Annotated in this window: 20 protein-coding genes; 7 read left to right on the forward strand and 13 right to left on the reverse strand. The window is 62.4% G+C overall.

The genetic code is table 11. The annotated features are described in order from the left end of the window. Positions 1–122: 122 nt before the first annotated feature. The gene (locus R2R70_RS13435; RefSeq protein ID WP_052384625.1) at positions 123–1,199 is read right to left on the reverse strand and encodes a metallophosphoesterase; all 1,077 of its coding nucleotides are present in this window, start codon (positions 1,197–1,199) and stop codon (positions 123–125) included. Positions 1,200–1,215: 16 nt separating this feature from the next. Further along, positions 1,216–2,100, reverse strand: coding sequence for an NAD(+) kinase (locus tag R2R70_RS13440; protein WP_043334090.1), 885 nt, complete (start codon positions 2,098–2,100; stop codon positions 1,216–1,218). 323 nt (positions 2,101–2,423) lie between these two features. Between R2R70_RS13440 and R2R70_RS13445 the strand changes: the two genes are divergently transcribed. Beyond that, on the forward strand, positions 2,424–3,002 hold the full coding sequence (locus R2R70_RS13445) for a sigma-70 family RNA polymerase sigma factor (RefSeq protein ID WP_043334088.1): 579 nt from the start codon (positions 2,424–2,426) through the stop codon (positions 3,000–3,002). After that, entirely contained in the window at positions 2,999–3,823 is an 825-nt protein-coding gene (locus tag R2R70_RS13450; RefSeq protein WP_410978277.1) for an anti-sigma factor domain-containing protein, read from the forward strand. The genes R2R70_RS13445 and R2R70_RS13450 overlap by 4 nt, the downstream gene beginning before the upstream one ends. Positions 3,824–4,064: 241 nt before the next feature. Here the strand turns inward: R2R70_RS13450 and R2R70_RS13455 are convergent, their stop codons facing one another. Then, a complete protein-coding gene (locus R2R70_RS13455) occupies positions 4,065–4,448 on the reverse strand; it encodes a histone-like nucleoid-structuring protein, MvaT/MvaU family (protein WP_043336770.1) in 384 nt (127 codons plus the stop codon). A gap of 444 nt (positions 4,449–4,892) precedes the next feature. On the opposite strand from R2R70_RS13455, the gene R2R70_RS13460 reads away from it, so the two are divergent. Beyond that, positions 4,893–5,090, forward strand: coding sequence for a hypothetical protein (locus R2R70_RS13460; RefSeq protein ID WP_410978278.1), 198 nt, complete (start codon positions 4,893–4,895; stop codon positions 5,088–5,090). A 75-nt stretch (positions 5,091–5,165) separates the two neighbouring features. Continuing rightward, the gene (gene bioA, locus R2R70_RS13465; protein WP_410978279.1) at positions 5,166–6,476 is read left to right on the forward strand and encodes an adenosylmethionine--8-amino-7-oxononanoate transaminase; all 1,311 of its coding nucleotides are present in this window, start codon (positions 5,166–5,168) and stop codon (positions 6,474–6,476) included. 129 nt (positions 6,477–6,605) lie between these two features. Here bioA and R2R70_RS13470 read toward each other — a convergent pair whose 3' ends face one another. Then, positions 6,606–7,223, reverse strand: coding sequence for a YrbL family protein (locus tag R2R70_RS13470; RefSeq protein ID WP_410978280.1), 618 nt, complete (start codon positions 7,221–7,223; stop codon positions 6,606–6,608). 330 nt (positions 7,224–7,553) lie between these two features. Between R2R70_RS13470 and R2R70_RS13475 the strand changes: the two genes are divergently transcribed. Together R2R70_RS13475 and dinB are read left to right on the forward strand one after the other, a co-directional pair. Further along, positions 7,554–8,906 carry a Na+/H+ antiporter family protein gene (locus tag R2R70_RS13475; RefSeq protein ID WP_410978281.1) on the forward strand — a complete coding sequence of 451 codons (1,353 nt, stop codon included), beginning with the start codon at positions 7,554–7,556 and terminating at the stop codon, positions 8,904–8,906. Positions 8,907–9,070: 164 nt separating this feature from the next. Then, positions 9,071–10,129: a DNA polymerase IV gene (gene dinB, locus R2R70_RS13480; RefSeq protein WP_153636234.1), complete on the forward strand. Its 1,059-nt coding sequence runs from the start codon at positions 9,071–9,073 to the stop codon at positions 10,127–10,129. A 117-nt stretch (positions 10,130–10,246) separates the two neighbouring features. Here dinB and purU read toward each other — a convergent pair whose 3' ends face one another. Beyond that, a complete protein-coding gene (purU, locus tag R2R70_RS13485; RefSeq protein WP_043336780.1) occupies positions 10,247–11,101 on the reverse strand; it encodes a formyltetrahydrofolate deformylase in 855 nt (284 codons plus the stop codon). Positions 11,102–11,515: 414 nt separating this feature from the next. Here purU and R2R70_RS13490 point away from each other — a divergent pair, with 414 nt between their 5' ends. After that, positions 11,516–13,096 carry a ribonuclease J gene (locus tag R2R70_RS13490; protein WP_410978299.1) on the forward strand — a complete coding sequence of 527 codons (1,581 nt, stop codon included), beginning with the start codon at positions 11,516–11,518 and terminating at the stop codon, positions 13,094–13,096. A 209-nt stretch (positions 13,097–13,305) separates the two neighbouring features. Here the strand turns inward: R2R70_RS13490 and R2R70_RS13495 are convergent, their stop codons facing one another. The 8 genes from R2R70_RS13495 to R2R70_RS13530 all read right to left on the reverse strand — a co-directional run bounded on the left by R2R70_RS13495 (position 13,306) and on the right by R2R70_RS13530 (position 20,691). Then, the gene (locus R2R70_RS13495; RefSeq protein ID WP_043336782.1) at positions 13,306–13,590 is read right to left on the reverse strand and encodes a hypothetical protein; all 285 of its coding nucleotides are present in this window, start codon (positions 13,588–13,590) and stop codon (positions 13,306–13,308) included. Between the two features lie 240 nt (positions 13,591–13,830). Further along, the gene (gene moaA, locus R2R70_RS13500) at positions 13,831–14,820 is read right to left on the reverse strand and encodes a GTP 3',8-cyclase MoaA (RefSeq protein ID WP_054556294.1); all 990 of its coding nucleotides are present in this window, start codon (positions 14,818–14,820) and stop codon (positions 13,831–13,833) included. After that, positions 14,817–15,437: a molybdenum cofactor biosynthesis protein MoaE gene (locus tag R2R70_RS13505; protein ID WP_410978282.1), complete on the reverse strand. Its 621-nt coding sequence runs from the start codon at positions 15,435–15,437 to the stop codon at positions 14,817–14,819. The genes moaA and R2R70_RS13505 overlap by 4 nt, the downstream gene beginning before the upstream one ends. Before the next feature lies 1 nt (position 15,438). Continuing rightward, a complete protein-coding gene (gene moaC, locus R2R70_RS13510) occupies positions 15,439–16,287 on the reverse strand; it encodes a cyclic pyranopterin monophosphate synthase MoaC (protein WP_410978283.1) in 849 nt (282 codons plus the stop codon). 163 nt (positions 16,288–16,450) lie between these two features. Then, entirely contained in the window at positions 16,451–17,896 is a 1,446-nt protein-coding gene (gene glp, locus R2R70_RS13515) for a gephyrin-like molybdotransferase Glp (RefSeq protein ID WP_410978284.1), read from the reverse strand. Then, complete coding sequence (mobB, locus tag R2R70_RS13520; protein ID WP_410978300.1) at positions 17,893–18,492, reverse strand: molybdopterin-guanine dinucleotide biosynthesis protein B; 600 nt, start codon at positions 18,490–18,492, stop codon at positions 17,893–17,895. Before mobB ends, glp begins: the two co-directional genes overlap by 4 nt. A 515-nt stretch (positions 18,493–19,007) precedes the next feature. Further along, positions 19,008–19,724, reverse strand: a complete 717-nt coding sequence (mobA, locus tag R2R70_RS13525) for a molybdenum cofactor guanylyltransferase (RefSeq protein ID WP_192837625.1) — start codon at positions 19,722–19,724, stop codon at positions 19,008–19,010. A gap of 154 nt (positions 19,725–19,878) precedes the next feature. Beyond that, complete coding sequence (locus R2R70_RS13530; RefSeq protein WP_410978285.1) at positions 19,879–20,691, reverse strand: ATP-binding cassette domain-containing protein; 813 nt, start codon at positions 20,689–20,691, stop codon at positions 19,879–19,881. Between the last annotated feature and the right edge of the window lie 12 nt (positions 20,692–20,703).

Genomic DNA, 20,703 nt, shown 5'->3' on the forward strand with positions numbered 1-20,703 from the left:
GTTCACTGACACGTGATTGTAAAAAACAATCGACATTCACCGCCAGCATCACTGACGCTATTGGGGCGTACCCATGACCAGTGCTATTGAGCAGTGCCAATGGCCAGTGCTACTGACTAGTGCTATTGACTGGCGCCATTGGCGAATGACTGGTTCGACAGGGTGTCGCGGGACAGCTCTTCCGGCACGGGGCGTCGGGAGGGCTCACGCGGTACCGGTACCCAGACGAAGTTGGCGGCATCCAGCGTGGCTTCGCCACTGAAGCGATACGCCACCAGGCGTCCGAACTTGACCGCACTGTAATCCAGGCAGGCGATGTTGGGGGCCGGCAGCGCCGGCAAGCCCTCGCACCAGTAGTGTCCGAGGAACAGTGGCGGCTGCTCTGGCCCGTAGTAAGGCAGATTGGCCAGCTCCTGCTCACTCAACCAGCGCGATTCCAGCTCGCCGGGCAGGTTGTCGGGCTGGAAGACCACATCGCCGTAGGTGCGGGGCTCACGTGCCCAGAAGTGCGTGCGGAAGCTTCGGCGCGTGAAACCATCGCCGGAATGGATCTCGACCCCTTCCGGCAAGCGCAGATTCGCGCCGCGCGTCATGCGGTCCAGCACGCGATAGGCGAAGCTGTCGTGCTCGATGGACTCATGCAGGAAGTCTTCATCGATGCAGCCATCGGGGTAGCGCTCCAGGAAGGTACGCACCAGTGGCTCATCCCAGCAGGCGTGCACCACGCGCAACCCGCTCTGGCCGGGGGCCAGAGGCGGCAGCTCCAGACACAGCGGCATGCGCATGAACCAGCGCAGCGCCTCGTCCCACTCATCGGGATGATGCTGATATTGATCAAGCGTCTCACGGATGATGCGATTGTGACGTGAGGTATGCGAGCGGAGGAAATCACGATGCTCGCCACCCGCACGCGGGCGTGCGCGCCGGCAATACGCCAGGGCGTTGTATTCGTGATTGCCCATCACGATCAGCGCTTCGCCGGCATTGACCATGCTGCTGGCCAGCTGCACCGCCAGGCGGATGCGTGGGCCACGATCGATGATATCGCCGAGAAAGATGACCTTGCGGGTCGGGTGGCGATAGACGCCATCGACGATGTGATAGCCGAGCGTCTCCAGCAACGTCGCCAGAGTGGCGCCGCAGCCGTGTACATCGCCGATAAGGTCATAGCCATCCTGTGGCGCCACGAATGCTTGCATGCTGTGAGCCTTGAGGTCATTCGCCGAGGCGATTGCTCCAACCGAGCTTGGTGCGACAGATCTCGAAATAGTTGTGCTCCAGCGGATGAATCAGCGTCAGACGCTCACTCTTGCGCCGGATCTTGAGCACATCCCCGGGCTTGGCCACCACCTGGGTCTGGCCATCGCAGCTGATATGCGGATAGGTCGAGTTGCTGGCACTGATATGCAGGATGATCTCGCTGGCCGCATCGATCACGATCGGACGACTGGAAAGGGTATGCGGGAACATCGGCACCAGGGTGATCGCCTCGAGGCGCGGATGCACGATGGGGCCGCCACCGGACAGCGCATAGGCGGTCGAGCCGGTCGGCGTGGCGACGATCAAGCCATCCGAGCGCTGGGAGTAGACGAACTGGCCATCGATGAACAGCTCGAATTCGATCATGCGCGCCGCCTTGCCGGGGTGCAGCACCACGTCATTGAGACCATCGGCCGCCCCGATACGCTCGCCTTCGCGGTAGACCTCGGCCTCGAGCAGGAAGCGTTGCTCGCTGAGATAGTCACCGCCCAGCACCTCGGCCACCTTCTCCTCGAGCTCATCGGGGCGAATGTCGGTCAGAAAGCCGAGTCGCCCACGATTGACGCCGAGCACGGGCGTGCCGCTGCGGCACAGCGCGCGCGCGGCGCCCAGCAGGCTGCCATCGCCGCCGACCACGATCACCAGATCACACTGCTCGCCCATCTGACGGCGGCTGGCCACCTGCAGACCGTGGTCCAGCAGCAGCGTGGCAGTGCGTTCCTCGATCACCATGGCCAGGCCACGGGAATCCAGAAAGCGAATCAAGCGCTTGAGCGTATCCACCACCTGGGCACTGCCCAGTCGGCCAATCACGCCGATCGTATTGAATTGCTGCTTCATCACGCCTCCCAGGCTGTCATGCCGGCCATTATGCGGACTCACCGCGCGAGCAGCAATGCAGCCGCGCCGCGCTTTCCCCATCGGATGTGAGGTGACTGACTGACGCCACGCCCAGACACGTCTGAAAACCGGCCACGAACATCCAAGTCGGGAAGCGGGACGTTACCTGTCTATCCCCCGCAGTTGACGCACCGCCATCCCGACCGTCACGGGCGTTGATTCTTTCCCGAACGAAGGCCTCTATCATGCAACTTGCCATTCCCCGGCGGTGCACATACCGTCAGCTGAACAATGGACCCCCTGCCAAAGGAGCCGGCCGCCCCATGCCAGCACAGAAGCCGTCAGTCAGTCCGCCAGATGCGGAAAGCTTTGACCACGCCAGTGCGATAGAAGCCTGTGCACGCGGAGACGAGGCCGCGTTCCGCAGCCTCTATGATCTTGAATCGGGCCGTATGCTGGCGCTCGCCATGCGCCTGTTGAACAGCCGCGACCAGGCGGAAGATGCCGTCCATGACGCCTTCATCAAGCTGTGGTCCAACGCGGGCCAGTATCGCCGTGAACTCGGCAATGGTCGCGCCTGGCTGTTTACCATCCTGCGCTATCGCGCTCTGGATCAGCTGCGCGCCCAGGGGCGGACGCCTCGCGGCGACAGCGATGCGCTCGACACGCTGGCCGATCTGCTCGCCAACCCGGAAACCGCGGCCGATGACAGCCAGACGGCGCACCAGTTGAGCGACTGCCTGGGTGAACTGGAAGTGCCGCGACGCGAACCCATTCTGCTGGCCTTCTTCAAGGGACTGACACACGAACAGATCGCCGAGAAGCTGAGCGCACCGCTTGGCACCATCAAGGGACGCATCCGCGCCGGTCTCAAGCTACTGCAGGAGTGCCTGTCACGATGAATTGCCCCCTGATTCCCGAATCTCCCGAAGAACAGAACCTGCTGCTGGGTGAGCATGCCCTCGGGCTGCTGGACCCTGAGCGCGAGGCCGAAGTGCGCGCCTGGATCGAGCGCGATGACAATGCTGCACGCATGGCCCTGCGCTGGCAGCAACATTGGCTCAGCGTGAGTGATCGCCTGCCGCCGGAGCCCCCTTCCGACTCATTATGGAAGCGCATCGATGCCAGCCTGGTGCGCCTCAAGCAGTCCTCCGCCACCCGCGATGACGCCGCTCGACATGACGCAGATCAGACAAGCGCCTCTACCAAGGCGCCCTGGCTGCTGCGCTGGCTCGGCGGCGGCCTCGGACTGGGTCTGGGGGCAGGTCTCGCCCTGGCACTGGTCATGCAGATGGGGCCCTTCTCTCCCAGCGCGCCGCTTGAGGGCACGTCACCGGAGGTGGCTACCCAGACACCTGACGGCGACGCGCAACGTATGGTCGCTATCCTGCAGACACTGGAAGATCCGGGCACACCGACCTGGGTGGCCAATGTCACGCCCAGCGGTGGCCTGCAGCTGACACCGAAGGTCTCCATCGAGCGCCCGACGGATCGCGCCATCGAACTGTGGACTCTGACCGACCCGCAAGAAGGGCCGCGCTCACTGGGGCTGGTCGACCCGATTGCCGGCATCGAACTCAGCGCCGAGCAGATCGGCAGCATGAGCCCGGGCCAGCTGCTGGAGATGACACTGGAGCCAGAAGGCGGTTCGCCGACCGGCAAACCTACGGGCAAGATTCTCGCCATCGGTCGCTTGGTGGACCTCAATCAGCGTGATAGCTGATAGCCCTCATAACAGCCCTCAGGCATGACGGCTGCCGATAGTGGCGCTTTCTGACGCTGTAATCTCACAGCGAGTCTCACGGGAAAGCGCCCTATCGGTCTGCTCAAGGCCTGCTCAAGGTCTGCTCAAAAGAGGGAGTCCGTCGTCTAGCGTCAGTCAAACGCCAGACATGAAAAAGCCCCGCGATTGCGGGGCTTTTTCATGTCTGGCAGCGTCAGCTAGCTGGCAACAAAGCCAGTGCTCAGCTTTCAGTGCGCTCGAGCCAGGATTCGACGGTTTCCGCACCGTGCTCTTCCTTCCACTCTTTCAGCTGCTTGTGGTTGCCACCACGCGTCTCGATGACTTCACCGGTGTGCGGGTTCTTGTAGACCTTCAGCTTGCGCTTGCGACGCACGCCACCGGTCTTGCTTTCCGGTGCGGCAGCAGCCGGCGCCTGGGACGCTTTCGGGTCCAGCAGGGTGATGACGTCACGAGTGGACTTGCCGTACTCGCCCATCAGCGCGTCCAGCTTGTCCTTGAATTCGAGTTCGTTCTTCAGACGGTCATCATTGCGCAGGCTTTCCAGCTGCTCTTGAAGTTTCTTGAGCTCTTGCTCTTTCTGCATGAAATCAGTCAACAGGGACATGAGTATCTCCAGGATGTCGGGACAGACAGTTGAGTCACGAAAACACGATGCTGAAAGAGGCTCGGCGATATTCATCTGCCGTACATGTTTAACAGCGTGTTTTCATAAAGACTTGTGCAGGACACTCGGGACAGTTAAGCGCCCACACCAGATCAAGGGCGATTATAGACCGAGTCAACTGCAAGGTGAAGTCTTAAATAACATGTTTCCAAAGTATGCAATCTTGCCGATCAATGCAATAGCCAGCAAAAAAACAGTACTCACTGCCCAGGCACTTCATTATCCCCTGTCACAACTGAAGACAGGCCTGCCAAAAGTGTCTCTGCAACTACACGAAGAAGTCTTTACCACGACCTGATATCAGGCTTGAGGGCCCGCCATCACTGGACCTCCAATATTCACGGGATATGCACAATTCATGACAACAACCCACAAGGAAGTATTATGCAACCACTTCCCCGTTGGCGTGGCGGCGTCAGATTGCAGACTTTCGATGTAGAGCTGTCATTGCCTGCGCACCTCGAAAAGCATGCACCTGAACGAACAACAGAAGTCCATACTAAAGCAGGTGGCGAATTAATAGTGGTGCAAAATGCAACACTTTCTCCAGAAAGCGTCACTTCAAAAATACCGTCAACCTGATAGAATGGTCAAAGTTGACAACGATTGAGCCGTCATAACACCACTCCACTCTCCCGCCACTCGCAGAGACACTCCATGCCATTCTCCCAGATGCCGACCCGCGATACGGACTCACTTTCTCTCTGGCACCCTTATACCCAGATGCAGGACATGCCAGCGCCACTGGAGGTGGTCGGCGGCACGGGAGCCCGCATGACACTGGCGGGAGGTGAGACACTGCTGGATGCGACATGTTCCTGGTGGTGCATGATCCATGGCTACGGACACCCGCGCCTCGTCGCGGCCATTCAGCAGCAAGCGGCAGAACTCTGCCATGTGATGCTGGGCGGCATCCGCCATCGACCGGCCAAGGAGCTTGCCGATGCGCTGGTGCGCGTCACCCCCGAGGGCCTGAATCATGTCTTCTTCTCGGATAGCGGCTCGGTGGGCATGGAAGTCGCCATGAAGATGGCAGTGCAATATCAGCAACAGCGCAAAGACCGCGATGACACGCGGGAACGGACGCGCATGCTGTCATTGATGAAGGCCTATCACGGCGATACGGCGGGCTGCATGGCAGTGTGTGACCCTGAGGAAGGCATGCATTCCTTGTTCGCCGATTTCCTGCCCAGACATCACTTCGCACCGGCACCGACTGCCGGTTTCAGCGCCAGTCGTGAAGAGGTAGCAGACGATATCAGCGCATTGCGCGCCTGTCTGGAAACACACCAGCATGAGATAGCGGCATTGTTGATGGAGCCTCTCTTGCAGGCGGCAGGTGGACTCAACATGTACTCGCCCTACTATCTCGAGGCGGCGCGCGAGTTATGTGATGAGTTCGGGGTCGTATTGATCTTCGATGAAGTCGCGACCGGTTTCGGTCGGACCGGCAAGATGTTTGCCTGTGAACACGCCAATGTCTCTCCCGACATCATGGTGCTCTCCAAGGGACTGACGGGGGGATATCTGGGGCATGCCGCCACCCTGGCCCAGAGTCATATCTTCCATGCATTTGATGGCGAGGATGCCAATAGCGCCTTCATGCACGGCCCGACCTTCATGGGCAATCCGCTGGCCTGTCGGGTGGCACTGGAAAGTCTCGCGGTATTCGAGGAAGAGAATTATCTGGGCAAGATTGCCGAGCTCAATCAATTGTTGCGCGATACCCTGCTGAATTTCTCCCACCCCGCCATTCGCGATATACGCGTATTGGGTGCCACGGCGGTGATAGAAGTGCACGATGCCAGCAGTCTGGCAGGCGCTCAGGCCCATGCCCGTGAACTGGGTGTCTGGTTACGTCCCTTCGGTCGCTGGCTCTATACCATGCCGGCCTATATCACCTCGCCACAGGACTTGCGCCAGATCACCCATGCGATGACCAGCTACTTCGAGACCCTGGAACATTGATGCACTGATAAATAACACGACTGCCCCTGGCGATGTTCATCAAAGGCGATTGCCATCAGCGACAAGCGCCATCAGGGGCAGTCACTCTCGAGCGCCACCATTCTCGAAAGCTATCACCATCAGAGGCATTCACCCCCACAGACGGGCTTCGAGTGCCTGATAATCCTCTGGCGAGAGCTGACCGCCCTTGACCAGCTTCTTGAGGAAGTGACGATAACGACGCGCGACCTTGCGCCGTGCCAGCCAGGCGACACTGGTCGCCAGCGGAATGAAGTCAGGATTCGAGATACCGTCGATCAGCCACAATCTGGGCGGCTGGTCGTCGCTGAACTGGACCACGATATTGCGATCATTGAGATCAGACGGAATCAACCAGCGTTTCTTGAGATAGCGATAGAGATTGGCCAGCTCGCTCACCAGCACCTCGGCGCTCAGGCGCTCGGGGGTCTCGAGATGCACCTCGCGCAGTCGGCGTGACGTGGAGCCGTCACTGTCGAGAATCAGATCGAAGACCAGCCCGAGCCCCTCGGCGGTGGCGACACTGCCGTGGTAGGCAGGCACATAGGACCAGTCGCGCATGCCACGTCTGACCAGGCCCTCGAAATAGCGTTGCTCGCGTTCATTCTGGCGGCTGCCCTTGTCAGGGTAACGCGGGACCTTGATGCAGCGATGGGGGTCGTGCGGGTCCTGATAGACACGCCGATCATTTCCCATGCCGATGACGCGGGCATTTTCCAGCTCCAGCATGCGCACTCCTGTTGAATAACGCCTGCGACTGCAGCCGCCGGGCAGCGTGGCATTCTACAAAAAGCCGTCATGGCACGCCAACTTGTGGCATTTGGCAGCGCCCACGTTCATCGGCCATTCAGCTTGCGTTGCCCTTCTGGTAAGATAATGCGCCGTTTTTGACGGCATTCAGGAGGAAGCCGCAGGAACACTGCGACAGCAAGGCATTCGTCACGAATGTACACGTCATGCGAGGCATTGCCCCGGGATCGGGTGGCCACGCACCCACAGTTCGCCCGCTCTGTCCGCAACACTCCCAAAGCTGGCACAACCCCACATAGAGGTACTCGCATGAATGCGGTAATTCTGGCCGTCCTGGTCATGGTCGGCCTGTCGTTGGCTCGCGTCTCGGTCGTCTTCGCGCTGGTCGCCGGCGCCCTGGTCGGCGGTCTGTTCAGCGGTCTGTCTCTGACCGACACGCTCGGCGCCTTCAATGACGGTGTCGGTGGCGGCGCCAAGGTCGCGCTGGCCTACGCCACCCTCGGTGCCTTCGCCGTCGCCCTGTCTCGCTCCGGATTGCCGGACCTGCTCGCCGCACGCCTGATCGGCCTGCTCAATGGCGAAAGCACGCCACGCCGCCAGACAGCCATCAAGTACGGCCTGCTGGGCAGCGTGACCCTGGTCGCGATTTCCTCCCAGAACCTGATTCCGGTCCACATCGCCTTCATCCCGATCCTGATTCCGCCGCTGCTGGTCGCCATGAACCGCCTGCGCCTGGATCGTCGTGCCGTGGCCTGTGCACTGACCTTCGGCCTGACCGCGCCCTACATGCTGCTGCCGGTCGGTTTCGGCTCCATCTTCCTCAACGACATCCTGCTGGCCAACATCAATGAGGCCGGCCAGTCGCTCGGTCTCGACGTGACCCGCGGCATGGTACCGATGGCGATGGCGATTCCGGTCGGCGGCATGTTCCTCGGCCTGCTGACGGCGCTGTTCGTCTCCTACCGCAAGCCGCGTGACTACGCGACCCGCGAGATCAAGTCCAGCAACGTACCGCACCACACGCCCATGCCCATGCACACGCCGTCCAAGAGCGGCCTGATCATGGCAGGCGTCGCCATCATCGCCGCCCTCGGCATTCAGCTGTATTCCGGCTCGATGATTCTCGGCGGCCTGGTCGGCTTCGCCATCCTCTCGCTGGGTGGTCTGTTCAAGTGGAACGAAGCGGATGACCTCTTCACGTCCGGCATGCGCATGATGGCGCTGATCGGCTTCATCATGATCTCGGCGGCAGGTTTCGCTTCCGTGATGAAGGCCACCGGCGACATCCAGACCCTGGTCGACGCCTCCTTCCACATCATCGGTGACAACAAGCCGCTGGCCGCGCTGGTCATGCTGATGGTCGGTCTGTTCATCACCCTCGGCATCGGCTCCAGCTTCTCGACCATTCCGATCATTGCCGCCATCTACGTGCCGCTGGCGCTGCAATTCGGCTTCTCGCCGCTGGCCACCGTCGCGCTGATCGGCACCGCCGCCGCGCTGGGAGATGCCGGTTCACCGGCCTCTGACTCGACCCTCGGCCCGACGGCCGGCCTGAATGTCGATCAGCAGCACGACCACATCTGGGACAGCGTGGTGCCGACCTTCATCCACTACAACATCCCGCTGATCGTGTTCGGCTGGGTGGCCGCGATGACGCTGTAATCCGCTGAGCGACAGTCTCGCGCCCAAGCGAGATGCCAGACATGCCAACGCCCGACAGAGAAGACCTTCCTCACTGTCGGGCGTTGTCGTTGCGGAGCAGGCTCAGGCGCAATGAATGGGCACCGCCACTGGACAGCCATCCAGTCTTTTAGCATGATGCGCGCATGCGCAAGATCCTCCACGCCGACTGCGATTGCTTCTATGCCGCCGTCGAGATGCTCCGCCATCCCGAGTGGCGCGAGGTGCCCATCGCCATCGGCGGCCGCACCGAGCAACGCGGTGTCATCGCCACCTGCAACTATCCCGCGCGTGCCTTCGGCGTACGCTCGGCGATGTCGACTGCCCGCGCGCTGCGCCTGTGCCCTCAGCTGATTCTGGTGCCCCCGGACTTCGAGCGCTACCGCGCCGTCTCCGCCGAGATCCAGGCACTCTTCCATGAGCTGACACCCCTGGTGGAGCCCCTCTCGCTGGATGAGGCCTATCTGGATGTCAGCGCCGTGACTGACTTTCAGGGCAGCGCCACCTGGATGGCGCGCTGGTTGAAGGAAGAGGCGCTCAAGCGCACCGGCATCACGCTTTCCCTTGGCGTGGCCGCCAACAAGTTTCTGGCCAAGATCGCCAGTGACTGGGAAAAACCCGATGGCCTGACGGTGATCACCCCCGAGACCAGCGACGCCTTCATCCGCCAGCTGCCCGTCGGCAAGCTGCATGGGGTCGGCCCGGCGACGCTGGCACGTCTGACACGCCTGGGCATCACCACCTGCGAGGACATGCGCACCACACCGTTGACGACCCTGGCCGAGCACTTCGGCAAGTTCGGCACCCGCCTGCACGAGCTGGCGCACGGCATCGATGAGCGACCGGTACGTGTCGAGCGCGAGCGCAAGTCGATCAGTGTCGAGCACACCTTCGATCACGACCTGCCTGATCTGCCAGCCTGCCTCGAGCGCCTGCCCGCCCTGCTCGAACGCCTGACCAGCCGTCACGCCCGCCATGACCAGCCGGTGCTGGCCAAGCAGTTCGTCAAGATCCGCTTCAACAACTTCGAGAGCACCACGCTGGAAAGCCTGCTCCCCGCCTCGACCACCACGCTGCCGAGCGCCAACAGCTTCGCCCTGCTGATGGAGCAAGCCTGGCAACGCGGCCATCGCCCTGTCCGCCTGCTGGGCGTCGGCGTGCGCCTCAAGGCCCGCGAGGACGCCCAGCAGCTGGGATTGTTCTAGCTCGCGCCAGGCGCCCACCCCATCCCGAAAACAACAAAGCCGGCACCTGAAACAGGTACCGGCTTCTTCGTCACGACCTCAGGTCGATGACAGACTCATGCGCTGAGCAAGCGGGGCTCAGGCGAAGACGATGGTTTTGTTGCCGTGGATCAGCACGCGATCCTGCAGGTGCCAACGCAGCCCGCGCGCCAGCACTTTCTGCTCGACATCACGGCCGATGCGCACCAGTTCCTCGGCGGTATGGCAGTGAGTGACGCGGTGGATGTCCTGCTCGATGATCGGGCCGGCATCCAGCTCTTCGGTCACGTAATGACAGGTCGCCCCGATCAGCTTGACCCCACGCCCGAAGGCCTGGTGATACGGCTTGGCGCCCACGAAGGAAGGCAGGAAGCTGTGGTGGATGTTGATCAGGCGACCGGCATAGCGCTCACACAGACTCGGCGGAATGATCTGCATGTAGCGCGCCAGCACGATGCAATCGGCCCGGGATTCTTCCACCAGACGCTCGACCTCGGCAAAGGCCGGCGCCTTGTCATTCTTGTCGACCGGCACGTGATGGAACGGAATGCCGTGCCATTCCACCAGCGAGCGCATGTCATCGTGGTTGGAGATGACGCAGGGAATCTCGCAATCCAGATCACCGGACTGCCAGCGATGCAGCAGATCCACCAGGCAATGGGAGTCCTTGGAGACCATCAGCACGACACGCTTCTTGGCGGCGGTGTCATGCACGCGCCACTGCATGCCGAACTCTTCACCGATCGGGGCGAAGCGCTTGCCGAGCTCAGCGGCGCTCAGGCCGATGGTTTCGGGGTTGATCTCATAGCGCATGAAGAAACGGCCGGCGCCAAGATCAGAATGCTGATTGGCTTCGGTGATCCACCCGCCCTGCTCGGCGATGAAAGTGGAAACTCGGGCAACAATTCCGACCTGATCAGGGCAGGACACCACCAGGCGATAGGCGTGAGACATCGTAAGTTCAACCATTGTGATAGCGGGAATGATGTTCAGCCGGCGAAGCGCCGGCCTGCGCGAGGAATCATGACACCGCCCGTAAGCAGCCCCTCGGCAAAGGTGGGCTATTGTAGCTGATCACGCGGCCTGAAACAGTGCTGCGCCCCGATTCTGTCCATATGGTCAATACGACATTGCGATCAGCAGCCATCACGCCGGCCCACCTCAAGGCGTCACGCGGACGGCCGGGCCGCTCTCGAATCGACGCGACCGGACAACAGCGCCATTTGTGGCGCTTCGCGGGATTCCCGTATAGTTGAGCCACATTTTATAGATGGCATGACATCCATGTTGAAACCCCGCGTTCAAGTCCGTCAGAGACAACGTCCGCCGCTGCACCTGCTACCGCTGGGTGGCTGCGGCGAGATCGGCATGAATCTGACGCTGTATGGTTATCAGGATCACTGGATTGCCGTGGATTGCGGCATGATGATTCGCCAGGACCTGCCGGAAGGTCCTCTGCAGGTGCCGGATATCGAGTCTCTGGCAAGCCTGGGCATCAGCCCGCAGATGCTGGTGATCACCCATGGCCACGAAGACCACATCGGCGCGGTCGCCTGGCTGTGGCCGAAATGGCGCTGCCCGATCATTGCAACGCCCTTGGCGGCTGGCCTGCTGCGCGCCAAGTTTGCCGAGCGCGAGCTGGAAACCTCCAGCCTGCAGATCATCGAGGTGGATGAAGGCTTCGAATCCGGCCCCTTCGCGCTGCGATTGCTGCCACTGACCCACTCCATTCCGGAAAGCTGCTCGTTGTTGATCGTCACGCCGGAATATCGCGTGATGCATACCGGCGACTGGAAGCTGGACCCGGAGCCGTTGATCGGCGAGCCCACTGATCCGGAGCGCTATCAGGCACTGGCGCCGGTCGATCTGGTCGTCGGCGACTCCACCAATGCGCCGCTGGCGGGTCATTCGCGTAGTGAAGGCGAGGTAGCACGCGCACTGGAGAAGACGCTGGCCGGCTGTCGCGGACGCGTCGTCGTGACCTGCTTTGCCAGCAACCTGGCCCGCATCCTGGCGCTGGGGCGCGCCGCCGCACGCAATGGTCGCCGCATCACGCTGCTGGGTCGCTCGATGGAGCGCATGGTGCGCGTCGCCCGCAGTCTCGGCTATCTGGAAGACTTCCCGCCGCTGGTCCCGGTGAAGGACCTGGGCTACCTGCCCCCGGAAGAGGTCATGGTGATCGCCACCGGCAGTCAGGGCGAGCCGCGCGCCGCGCTGTCACGCCTGGCCAATTCCCGCCATCCGGACTTCGAGCTGGCTGCCGGCGACACCGTGATCTTCTCTTCCAAGGCGATTCCCGGCAATGAGCTGGCCATCGGCAAGCTGCACAACGCCTTGACACGCCTCGGCGTCGGCATCATGGAAGAGAAGCAGTTCCCGGACCTGCATGCCTCCGGGCACCCGGCGCAGGAAGAATTGCGCACCTTCTATGGCTGGCTGAAACCGGTACGCCTGCTGCCGGTGCATGGCGAATATCGCCACCAGCTCGCTCACACCCAGGTGGCACAGTCCCTGGGCATCGAGGCACCGCTGATTCCCGTCAATGGTGACGTGATTCGCCTCGATGCTCAGGGGCTGTCGGTGGAAAAACGCCTGACACTGCACGAGCGCATCATCGAGCATGACAAGGTGCGTCCGCTGGATTCCATGGACCGCCGTGCCCGCGCGCGTCTCGGCCGGCATGGCAGCGTCTCACTGGCGTTGCCCGTCACGCTGCAGGAGGCCGGCTGGGTTCGCATCGGCCGCTTGATGCTGGATATCAGCGGTACCTCGAGCCTCGATGAAGACAGCTTCGCCGAGTGGCTGGATGACACCCTGGCAGGCCTGGATGCCAGCAATGAACGTGAACTCAAGCAGCAACTCGATGGCCGCATCAATCGCTGGCTGCGCAACCACCTGCGCCATGAGCCGGTGCTCTTCCTGCATATCATGGCCATGAATCAGGAGTAAGTGTCGCGCCATCATTGAAGTGATGGCCGCCTTGAGCTCACTGCCCTGCACAAAGCAGCGCATGAAAAAGCCCGCCCGGGAAATACCGGGCGGGCTTTTCTGCTGCTGGGAGGCGCTCAGGGACTGGTGATGGCGAGATTGCCGACTTGCCGACTGGCAATCTCGATCTCAAGCGCTTCAGCCACCTCCATGGCGTCAGGCCGAAGGTCTCAAACGGACTTGTTCTTCGGCGGACGGCCACGACGCTTGGGCTGATCACTGACCAGATCATCCACGGAAAGGCCAGCTTCGATCATCGCATCACGAATCTCGGCAAGCTTGCGCTCCTTGGCGATTTCTTCTTCGCGGCGCTGCTCGTCTTCTTCGGCTTTCTGCTCGATCACCTCATTGATGACCTCGGAGAGCTTGTGCAGTTGTTCCATGGACAGCTGACGCGCTGCTGCACGAGCAACATTCTTGTTACGAGCGATCTTTTCGAGAGAATCGGCTGTCATTTCGCTACCTCCACCATATGCACTGAGCTGGAATCCCTGCGAGTCATCGCATTGGATGTGATAATGCAGCAAAGTATAAGCGCTAAATATGAACTAACAAGCCTTGTCAAAAGCAAGGCAGTGTTTCCATAGGATAGACCAACAAAAACCCCGCTTGATAGCGGGGTTCTTGTGAGCGCCTGTGAGTTATCCGGGCTGGCTCGATCAACATGAGCGTCACGACTGATGACGAAAAAGGACTCAGCCTCCCGTCATGTTCATGAAGCGAACGATCTGGACATCACCGTCCGTCGTGAAGTGATGACGCTCGGGCTTGAGGTGCATGGCATCGATGATCGCGGCCTTGAGTGGCTCGATGTCACCCGGGTGGCGACGCATGATGTCACGCAGGTCAAGCGAGTGCTCATTGCCAAGACACAGCAACAGACGCCCCTCTACCGTGACGCGAACGCGGTTGCAGGTCGAGCAGAAGTTATGACTGTGCGGTGAGATGAATCCCACCCGTGATTCGCTGTCCGCCATGCGGAAATAACGCGCCGGCCCCAGGCTGTCTTCAAGCGTGGGAATCAGCGGATAACGCGTCTCGATGCGCGCCTGGACATCATCACTGGAGCAGAAGGTCTCGTCACGACCGTGATCCGAGACCTGGCCCAGCGGCATCTCCTCGATGAAGCTGATGTCCAACCCTTCCTCACGCGCGAATTCGACCAGCGACACCACTTCGTGATCATTGCGCCCTTTCAGCACCACTGCATTGAGCTTGATGCGGAAACCTTCCTCGCGTGCAGCACGGATGCCGGCGATCACCTTGTTCAGGTCGCCGGTACGCGTCAGCGCCTTGAAGCGCTCCGGGTCCAGAGAATCAAGGCTGATATTCAGCCGTGACATGCCGGCGGCCTTCAACTGAGCGGCGTGCTTGGCAAGGCCCGCGCCGTTGGTGGTCATCGAGAAGTCCTTGAGCCCCTCGAGCGCGCCGATTTCATCAACCAGCTTGCCGATATCACGCCGTACCAGCGGCTCCCCGCCGGTCAGGCGAATCTTCTCGACCCCCAATTCCACGAAGGCGCGCGCCAGCAACGCGATCTCTTCGAGGCTCAAGACCTCGTCGCGCGGCAGAAAGGTCATCTCTTCGCTCATGCAATAGACGCAGCGAAAATCACAGCGGTCCGTCACTGACAGGCGAACATAGCGGATGCGACGACCGAAGTCATCGACCAGGGTTTCCATCATGACTCTCCCGAAAACTTGGGTGTTGCCAGCGCTGATTGTCTCTCTTCGCTGCTGGCCTCGGCCAATGAGTCATCAGCCTTGTGTTGCTCGGCAAGGGGGGATACCGCTTCACCCTCTGCCGTCACCACGGACTCTGGATGCCAGCGCTCGAGTGCCTCGCGATCGCTCGAGCGTTCCCGCACCCAATAATCTCCCGTGGCGGTGTGCTCCTTTTTCCAGAAAGGCGCCCGCGACTTGAGGTGGTCCATCAGGAAGTCACAGCCGGCAAAGGCCGCCTGACGATGCGCACTGGCGACCAGCACCAGTACGATATTGTCGCCGGGCTCGAGCCGTCCGACACGGTGAATGATGCGCACCCCGGTGAGCGGGAAGCGCTCGCGCGCCTCTGTGATCAAGCGCTCGAGGCTACGCTCCGTCATGCCGGGGTAGTGTTCCAGCGTCAGCGCGACGACATCCGGTCGCTGATTGAAATCACGCACCAGCCCCGTGAAGGACACCACGGCACCGATGTCGCCGCGCCCACGCGTCAAAATGTCCTGCTCGACACGCAGATCAAAATCGCTGGCCTGAATGCTGACCGAAAAGGCCTGCGAGGCTTCGTTTGCGACCTGGGTCATGTCAGCCCCCCGTCACCGGTGGGAAGAAGGCGACTTCATCACCGGCATTCAGTGGGTGGTCATCGCGCACCATGTCCTGATTGACGGCGCACAGCACGCGAGTGTCATTGAGCGCTTCAAGCTGAGGGTCACGCAGCGCCAGGGTGCGCTTCAGGCCCCCGACCGTCGCTTGGGACAGCGTCGTCAGGTTCAGCGCCAGGCTGTCGAGATCCAGGCGTTCCCGCAGCTCCGCCAGGAAGAGAACCCGCACGGTGGCATCGCCGCGTGCCGCCGGAGCGGCCTGTCCCGCTGTCGCTTCGATGGGCTCAGCTGTCGCAGAACGGCTTGGTTCAGTCCGGCTTGGCTCAGCCGGCGTCTGCTCGACAGCGGCGACCTCCTCCGGACGCTGCCAGTCGCCACTCTTGCCGCCGGTCTTGGTCTCGAGCTGGATATCGCCGATCACGATACCCTTGTCGACCGCCTTGCACATGTCATAGAGCGTCAAGGCCGCCACCGAGGCCGCCGTCAGCGCCTCCATCTCGACACCGGTACGCCCATTGAGGCGACACAGCACCTGAATTTCCACACAGCTGTTGGCGCTGTCCAGCGTGAAGTCGACCGTCACCTTGGAGAGCATCAAGGCATGACAGAGCGGAATCAGCTCATGAGTGCGCTTGGCCGCCTGGATGCCGGCAATACGCGCCGTCGCCAGCACATCCCCTTTGGGCAGGCCACCTTCGGCGAGCAGGGCGAGCGTGGCAGGCAGCATGCTGACGCGTGCGCTGGCTCGCGCCTCGCGGCGGGTTTCCTGCTTGTCCGCAACATCCACCATATGGGCTTCGCCGCGTGCGTTGAGATGAGTAAGGCTCATGAGCTGTCTCGTATCCGTATCGGGTGCGCCTGACTGGCGGCAATCTCAGAAGTACCAATGCCTGAAGAAGCAGGCAGGCAAGCCCTGATGGACAGGACTGGCCAAGAAATTAGCAGACTATCTTTTCATGAATCAGCTGGCATGACCACTGCGCGGGCATCGCCTAGACGATGCCGCGACTGCCCAGCCAATGCACCATGACCGGCTCGCCGGCGTGAAGCGTGGCGCAGCCGGCGGGAATCTCGATCAGGCATTCGGCCAGCAACATCGAGGTCAGAATACCCGAGCCCTGCCGCCCCGTGGTCATCACCACCTGCCGCCCCTGGTCATCCAGCACGATCTGGCCGCGATGATAGTCGACACGCTCGGCACGTGAGCGCAGCGTCTCGCCGGCGATCAACTGCAGGCGCGGGGCTTGCCACTGCGCCAGTGTCGTCGCGGAGGCGCTCGCCTCAGCCTTCGCCAACCACTGTTGGCCCGACAACAGGCGCAGCGCGGGCAGCACGAACTGCAGGAAGGTGACCATGGTCGCCACCGGATTGCCCGGCAAGCCGAAGAACGGCACCTGGCCAGATGACGACTCGGTGTCGGCGGGAGTGGCACGCAACATGCCGAACGCCAGCGGGCGCCCCGGACGCATGGCGATGCGCCACAGCGCGAGCTCACCACAGGCAGCGAGGGCACTGCGCACGTGATCGGCCTCGCCCACCGACACGCCGCCGGAGGTAATGACCATATCCGCACGCCTCGCGGCATCACGCAGGGCAGCACTCACACTCGCCTCGTCATCGCTCAGGATGCCAAGATCCAGCACCTTGATGCCCTGGTCGCGCAGCAGCGCCACGAGGCTGAAGCGATTGGCGTCATAGATGCCGCCGGCCGGCAGTGTCTCGCCGGGGGCCGTGACCTCGTCACCGGTGGAGAAGATCGCCACCGTCAGTGGCCGATAGACGGCGACCTCGGCGAGTCCGAGCGACGCCAGCACACCCACGGCGGCAGGCGTCAGCCACTGGCCCGGCGCCATCACCTGGCTGCCGCGCGCGATGTCCTCTCCGGCCTGACGCACATTCTGGCCACGGCGAATGCTGGTCACGCCCTCGACCACCACCCGCTCGCCTGCTTCGCTCTCAATCAAGCCCTCGCCCTGACCTTCGCCCTCACCCTGCGTGGAGCGATACTCGAGCTGCTCCTGCATGACGACGGTATCGGCGCCTGCGGGCAGGGCCGCGCCGGTCGTGATGCGCATGGCCTCCCCCGCGGCGAGCGCTCGGCCCGTCCAGGGATGGCCCGCCAGCGAGCTGCCGATCACGCTCAGCTCGCAGCGATCGCTCAATTCGCCGCGATCGCTCAGGGGCTCGCCGCTCGCCGCGTCTGGCAATGAAGCCCGCGCCAGCGCGATGCCGTCCATCGCCGCGTTGGTCTGCGCCGGGACATCCAGCGGCGAGATGACCGTCTCGGCGAGCACACGCCCGGGCGCCTGCGCCAGGGCGACACGCTCGCTGCGTGGCGTGCGCATCACGCCCGCCAGGCTCTCCCCCAGCACGCTCAAGGCCTCATCGACACTCAGCATGCGCTCGCCGAAACGCGGATCGAAACACGACAGACTCATGCGCCCACCTCGTCACGCGGCTTGCCGCCTTCCAGACGCCAATGCACCGGCCAGGCGGCGATCCAGACGGCCAGCGCCTGAGGATCGTCAAGATCCAGCCGCTTGAGGTCCTGCGGCACAACATCACGAGGCGGCAGCTGCGCCGCCGGTGTCGCCAGCGCATGGATCCAGGGGTCCTCTGGGGCTCGCAGCGGCTTGCCCACTGCCTCGCGGTACAGCTCAAGCTTGGGCAGCGGCCACTGCTTGAAGCCCTCGACCAGAATCAGGTCCACCTCCAGCCCCTCAAGCTGCGCCACCAGCTGCTCCAGATCGGCCTCCACCTGGTCCGGCGTCTCCATCATCAGCGCAAAGCGCTTGGCGGACGCCACCAGCATCGGCACGGCACCGGCCGTTCGCAGACGATGGCTGTCCTTGCCCGGCGTATCGACATCGAAGGCATGATGCGCATGCTTGATCACGGCGACGCGGAGGCCGCGCGCTCTCAACTCGGGCAGCAGCTGCTCGAGCAGCGTGGTCTTGCCGGTGCCGCTCCAGGCCGCGATGCCCAACAATGGACACGCTGACGCCGCCAGACGTGCCTGCCAGGCGGGCGACATCCCGACTTCATGAGAAATATCACCACGCGGCGTGGGAGCATCACTGCGGGGGGAGGAATGTTCAGCACTGACAGCGGTATCAGCACGCTGGTCAGTCGTGGAAGAAGACTCAGGCATGAAGGTTCTCTTGATGATTCCGGCGTAAGGCGGCCTGTCGACGGGCTCACCGCAGCGCTCCCGCGCCCGCAAGGGAAAAGATGACGATGACAATGCGGGCTGAGCGGATGCCATGAAGGTGAACACGCACGGCGCTCATTTCAATGGGCAACGGCTCGATATGAGCAAGGGTTCAATGGGGGCTACGACGCAGAGTGGCAAGACACCCGCCAGAACCGCCAGACACGACACTTTTGAGGTGCAACGCCAAGGCCATCAATACCGGGCAGGCAAAGACAATAACCCGCCAGACTCCTGAAGAGACGCCTCCATCGATGACCATTTGCATCACAATGACACACTCTGGGCGTGCAAGCGGGAACGGATGACACGCATAGGACGTCAGGAAAGAAGCGCGCTCAGCGCGAGCCGGCTTCCATCTCACGGCATTCTTCAAGGGTATTGAGATTGGCGAAGTCCTGCTCGCTGCCGGCCTGCACCTTGAGCCAGACATGCTGATCGAACCAGCGGTCGATCTTGCGCTCACCAGCGGCCAGCGCCGCCTGCAGCGAAGGCAGCAGACCACGGTGCATGAGACAGATCACCGGATGGTAACGGAACTCGTCTGCCGCCACGGCCAGCAGCGCAGGCCCGGCATCACCAGCGTGACCGCCTTCGACAGTGAAGCCTTCCAGCTGATCGCCGTTGGCATGGTCGATCAGCGCCACGCTTAGCGTCTCGACCAGTTCATTGGGCAGGTGCGGCACATCGCAGGCCACCATCATCACCCAGGGCGTCCGCGCTGCCGCCAGCGCACTGGCCATGCCCATCAGGGGACCGTGGTAACCCTGCTCACTGTCTTCGACCAGCGGATGCCCATAGGCGGCATATTCGGCGTGCGAGCGGTTGGCATTGATCAGCAGCTCACCCACCTGAGGGGTCAGGCGCGCCAGCACATGCGCCACCAGCGGCACCTCATTGAGCATGACCAGCCCCTTGTCGACGCCACCCATGCGCCGCGCCTGGCCACCGGCCAGCACCACCCCGGTAATATTGGCGGGCGTGAGCGAGGCCTTGAGCTGCTCGGCATCGCTCGGCAGTGGCGTGGCGTCAGAGGTGTGATTGGAGCTCGGCATGAAGGCGTATCCCGGTCGAGTGCGCAAAGGCGCAGGTAAATGTCTTGCAGCAGGGCCGCTGGCAGGGCATCCAGTGCAAGCGGCTGATAAACAAGGCCTTCTCAGCCCTGAAGCTTGAAGCGCCTGCGCCGAAGGCTCAGCTATTGAAGGCAACTCAGCCCACTGAGGGCTCAGTGTGCAGGCTGGCAGCGCTCAGCGTCCAGCGCGCACTCGAGCCCTGACTCAAGGCATTGTCCTGATGCGAGGACAGGATCACCGCACACCCCTGCTGGCACATCTGCTCCAGTCGCAACGCCAACTGCTCGACGGCGGCCTGATCCAGATTGGCGGCAGGCTCATCCAGCAACAGCACCGGCGGACGCGACAACCAGGCACGCGCCAATGCCAGGCGTGCACGCTCGCCACCCGACAATGAGCGGGCGGGCTGTCGGGCCTGATCGCTCAGTCCGCTCCAGCGCAGCATCTCCTCGACCTGATCGCGCTGCTGGCCGGCAGAGCCGCTGTCGGGTTGCCAGCGAGCCGCCAGCACCAGATTGCCGGCCACGCTGGTGTCGAACAGATACGGCTGCTGGTGCAGGTAGCGCACCGGATGAGCGTCACGGGTCTGCCATTCAAGCTTGCCGCCAGTCGCTGGCTGCATGCCGGCCAGCACGCGCAGCAGCGTGGTCTTGCCGCTGCCGTTGTCACCCTTGAGGTGCACCCAGCCGGACGCCGGGGTCGGCGCCCAATCCAGCGCCGCCACATGCCACAACAGGCGCCCTTGCGCCTCAACGCCCTCACCGGATGCCTGCGCCGCAGGCGGCAAGCGATATTCGAGGCCGCGCACGCGCAACAGAGGGGCAACGCTTGCGTCGGCAGCGAGTGCCTGGGCAGCAGACGACGAGGCTTGCGCGAAGCCAGTCCCCGTCACCGGGCAGGAGGGGTCGCCCGGGGGAACAGACGAGGACGAAGAACTAGGGGGGAACATCATGACTCCATA

This window comes from Cobetia sp. SIMBA_158 (assembly GCF_046566945.1).
GTDB classification, from domain to species: Bacteria; Pseudomonadota; Gammaproteobacteria; order Pseudomonadales; family Halomonadaceae; genus Cobetia; species Cobetia amphilecti.

What these genes read in the sequence shown, in the direction of transcription:
- R2R70_RS13435 (WP_052384625.1), bottom strand. Translation starts at nt 1,199, where the DNA reads ATGCAAGCATTCGTGGCGCCACAGGATGGCTATGACCTTATCGGCGAT.
- R2R70_RS13440 (WP_043334090.1), bottom strand. Translation starts at nt 2,100, where the DNA reads ATGAAGCAGCAATTCAATACGATCGGCGTGATTGGCCGACTGGGCAGT.
- R2R70_RS13445 (WP_043334088.1), top strand. Translation starts at nt 2,424, where the DNA reads ATGCCAGCACAGAAGCCGTCAGTCAGTCCGCCAGATGCGGAAAGCTTT.
- R2R70_RS13450 (WP_410978277.1), top strand. Translation starts at nt 2,999, where the DNA reads ATGAATTGCCCCCTGATTCCCGAATCTCCCGAAGAACAGAACCTGCTG.
- R2R70_RS13455 (WP_043336770.1), bottom strand. Translation starts at nt 4,448, where the DNA reads ATGTCCCTGTTGACTGATTTCATGCAGAAAGAGCAAGAGCTCAAGAAA.
- R2R70_RS13460 (WP_410978278.1), top strand. Translation starts at nt 4,893, where the DNA reads ATGCAACCACTTCCCCGTTGGCGTGGCGGCGTCAGATTGCAGACTTTC.
- bioA (WP_410978279.1), top strand. Translation starts at nt 5,166, where the DNA reads ATGCCATTCTCCCAGATGCCGACCCGCGATACGGACTCACTTTCTCTC.
- R2R70_RS13470 (WP_410978280.1), bottom strand. Translation starts at nt 7,223, where the DNA reads ATGCTGGAGCTGGAAAATGCCCGCGTCATCGGCATGGGAAATGATCGG.
- R2R70_RS13475 (WP_410978281.1), top strand. Translation starts at nt 7,554, where the DNA reads ATGAATGCGGTAATTCTGGCCGTCCTGGTCATGGTCGGCCTGTCGTTG.
- dinB (WP_153636234.1), top strand. Translation starts at nt 9,071, where the DNA reads ATGCGCAAGATCCTCCACGCCGACTGCGATTGCTTCTATGCCGCCGTC.
- purU (WP_043336780.1), bottom strand. Translation starts at nt 11,101, where the DNA reads ATGTCTCACGCCTATCGCCTGGTGGTGTCCTGCCCTGATCAGGTCGGA.
- R2R70_RS13490 (WP_410978299.1), top strand. Translation starts at nt 11,516, where the DNA reads ATGAATCTGACGCTGTATGGTTATCAGGATCACTGGATTGCCGTGGAT.
- R2R70_RS13495 (WP_043336782.1), bottom strand. Translation starts at nt 13,590, where the DNA reads ATGACAGCCGATTCTCTCGAAAAGATCGCTCGTAACAAGAATGTTGCT.
- moaA (WP_054556294.1), bottom strand. Translation starts at nt 14,820, where the DNA reads ATGATGGAAACCCTGGTCGATGACTTCGGTCGTCGCATCCGCTATGTT.
- R2R70_RS13505 (WP_410978282.1), bottom strand. Translation starts at nt 15,437, where the DNA reads ATGACCCAGGTCGCAAACGAAGCCTCGCAGGCCTTTTCGGTCAGCATT.
- moaC (WP_410978283.1), bottom strand. Translation starts at nt 16,287, where the DNA reads ATGAGCCTTACTCATCTCAACGCACGCGGCGAAGCCCATATGGTGGAT.
- glp (WP_410978284.1), bottom strand. Translation starts at nt 17,896, where the DNA reads ATGAGTCTGTCGTGTTTCGATCCGCGTTTCGGCGAGCGCATGCTGAGT.
- mobB (WP_410978300.1), bottom strand. Translation starts at nt 18,492, where the DNA reads ATGTCGCCCGCCTGGCAGGCACGTCTGGCGGCGTCAGCGTGTCCATTG.
- mobA (WP_192837625.1), bottom strand. Translation starts at nt 19,724, where the DNA reads ATGCCGAGCTCCAATCACACCTCTGACGCCACGCCACTGCCGAGCGAT.
- R2R70_RS13530 (WP_410978285.1), bottom strand. Translation starts at nt 20,691, where the DNA reads ATGTTCCCCCCTAGTTCTTCGTCCTCGTCTGTTCCCCCGGGCGACCCC.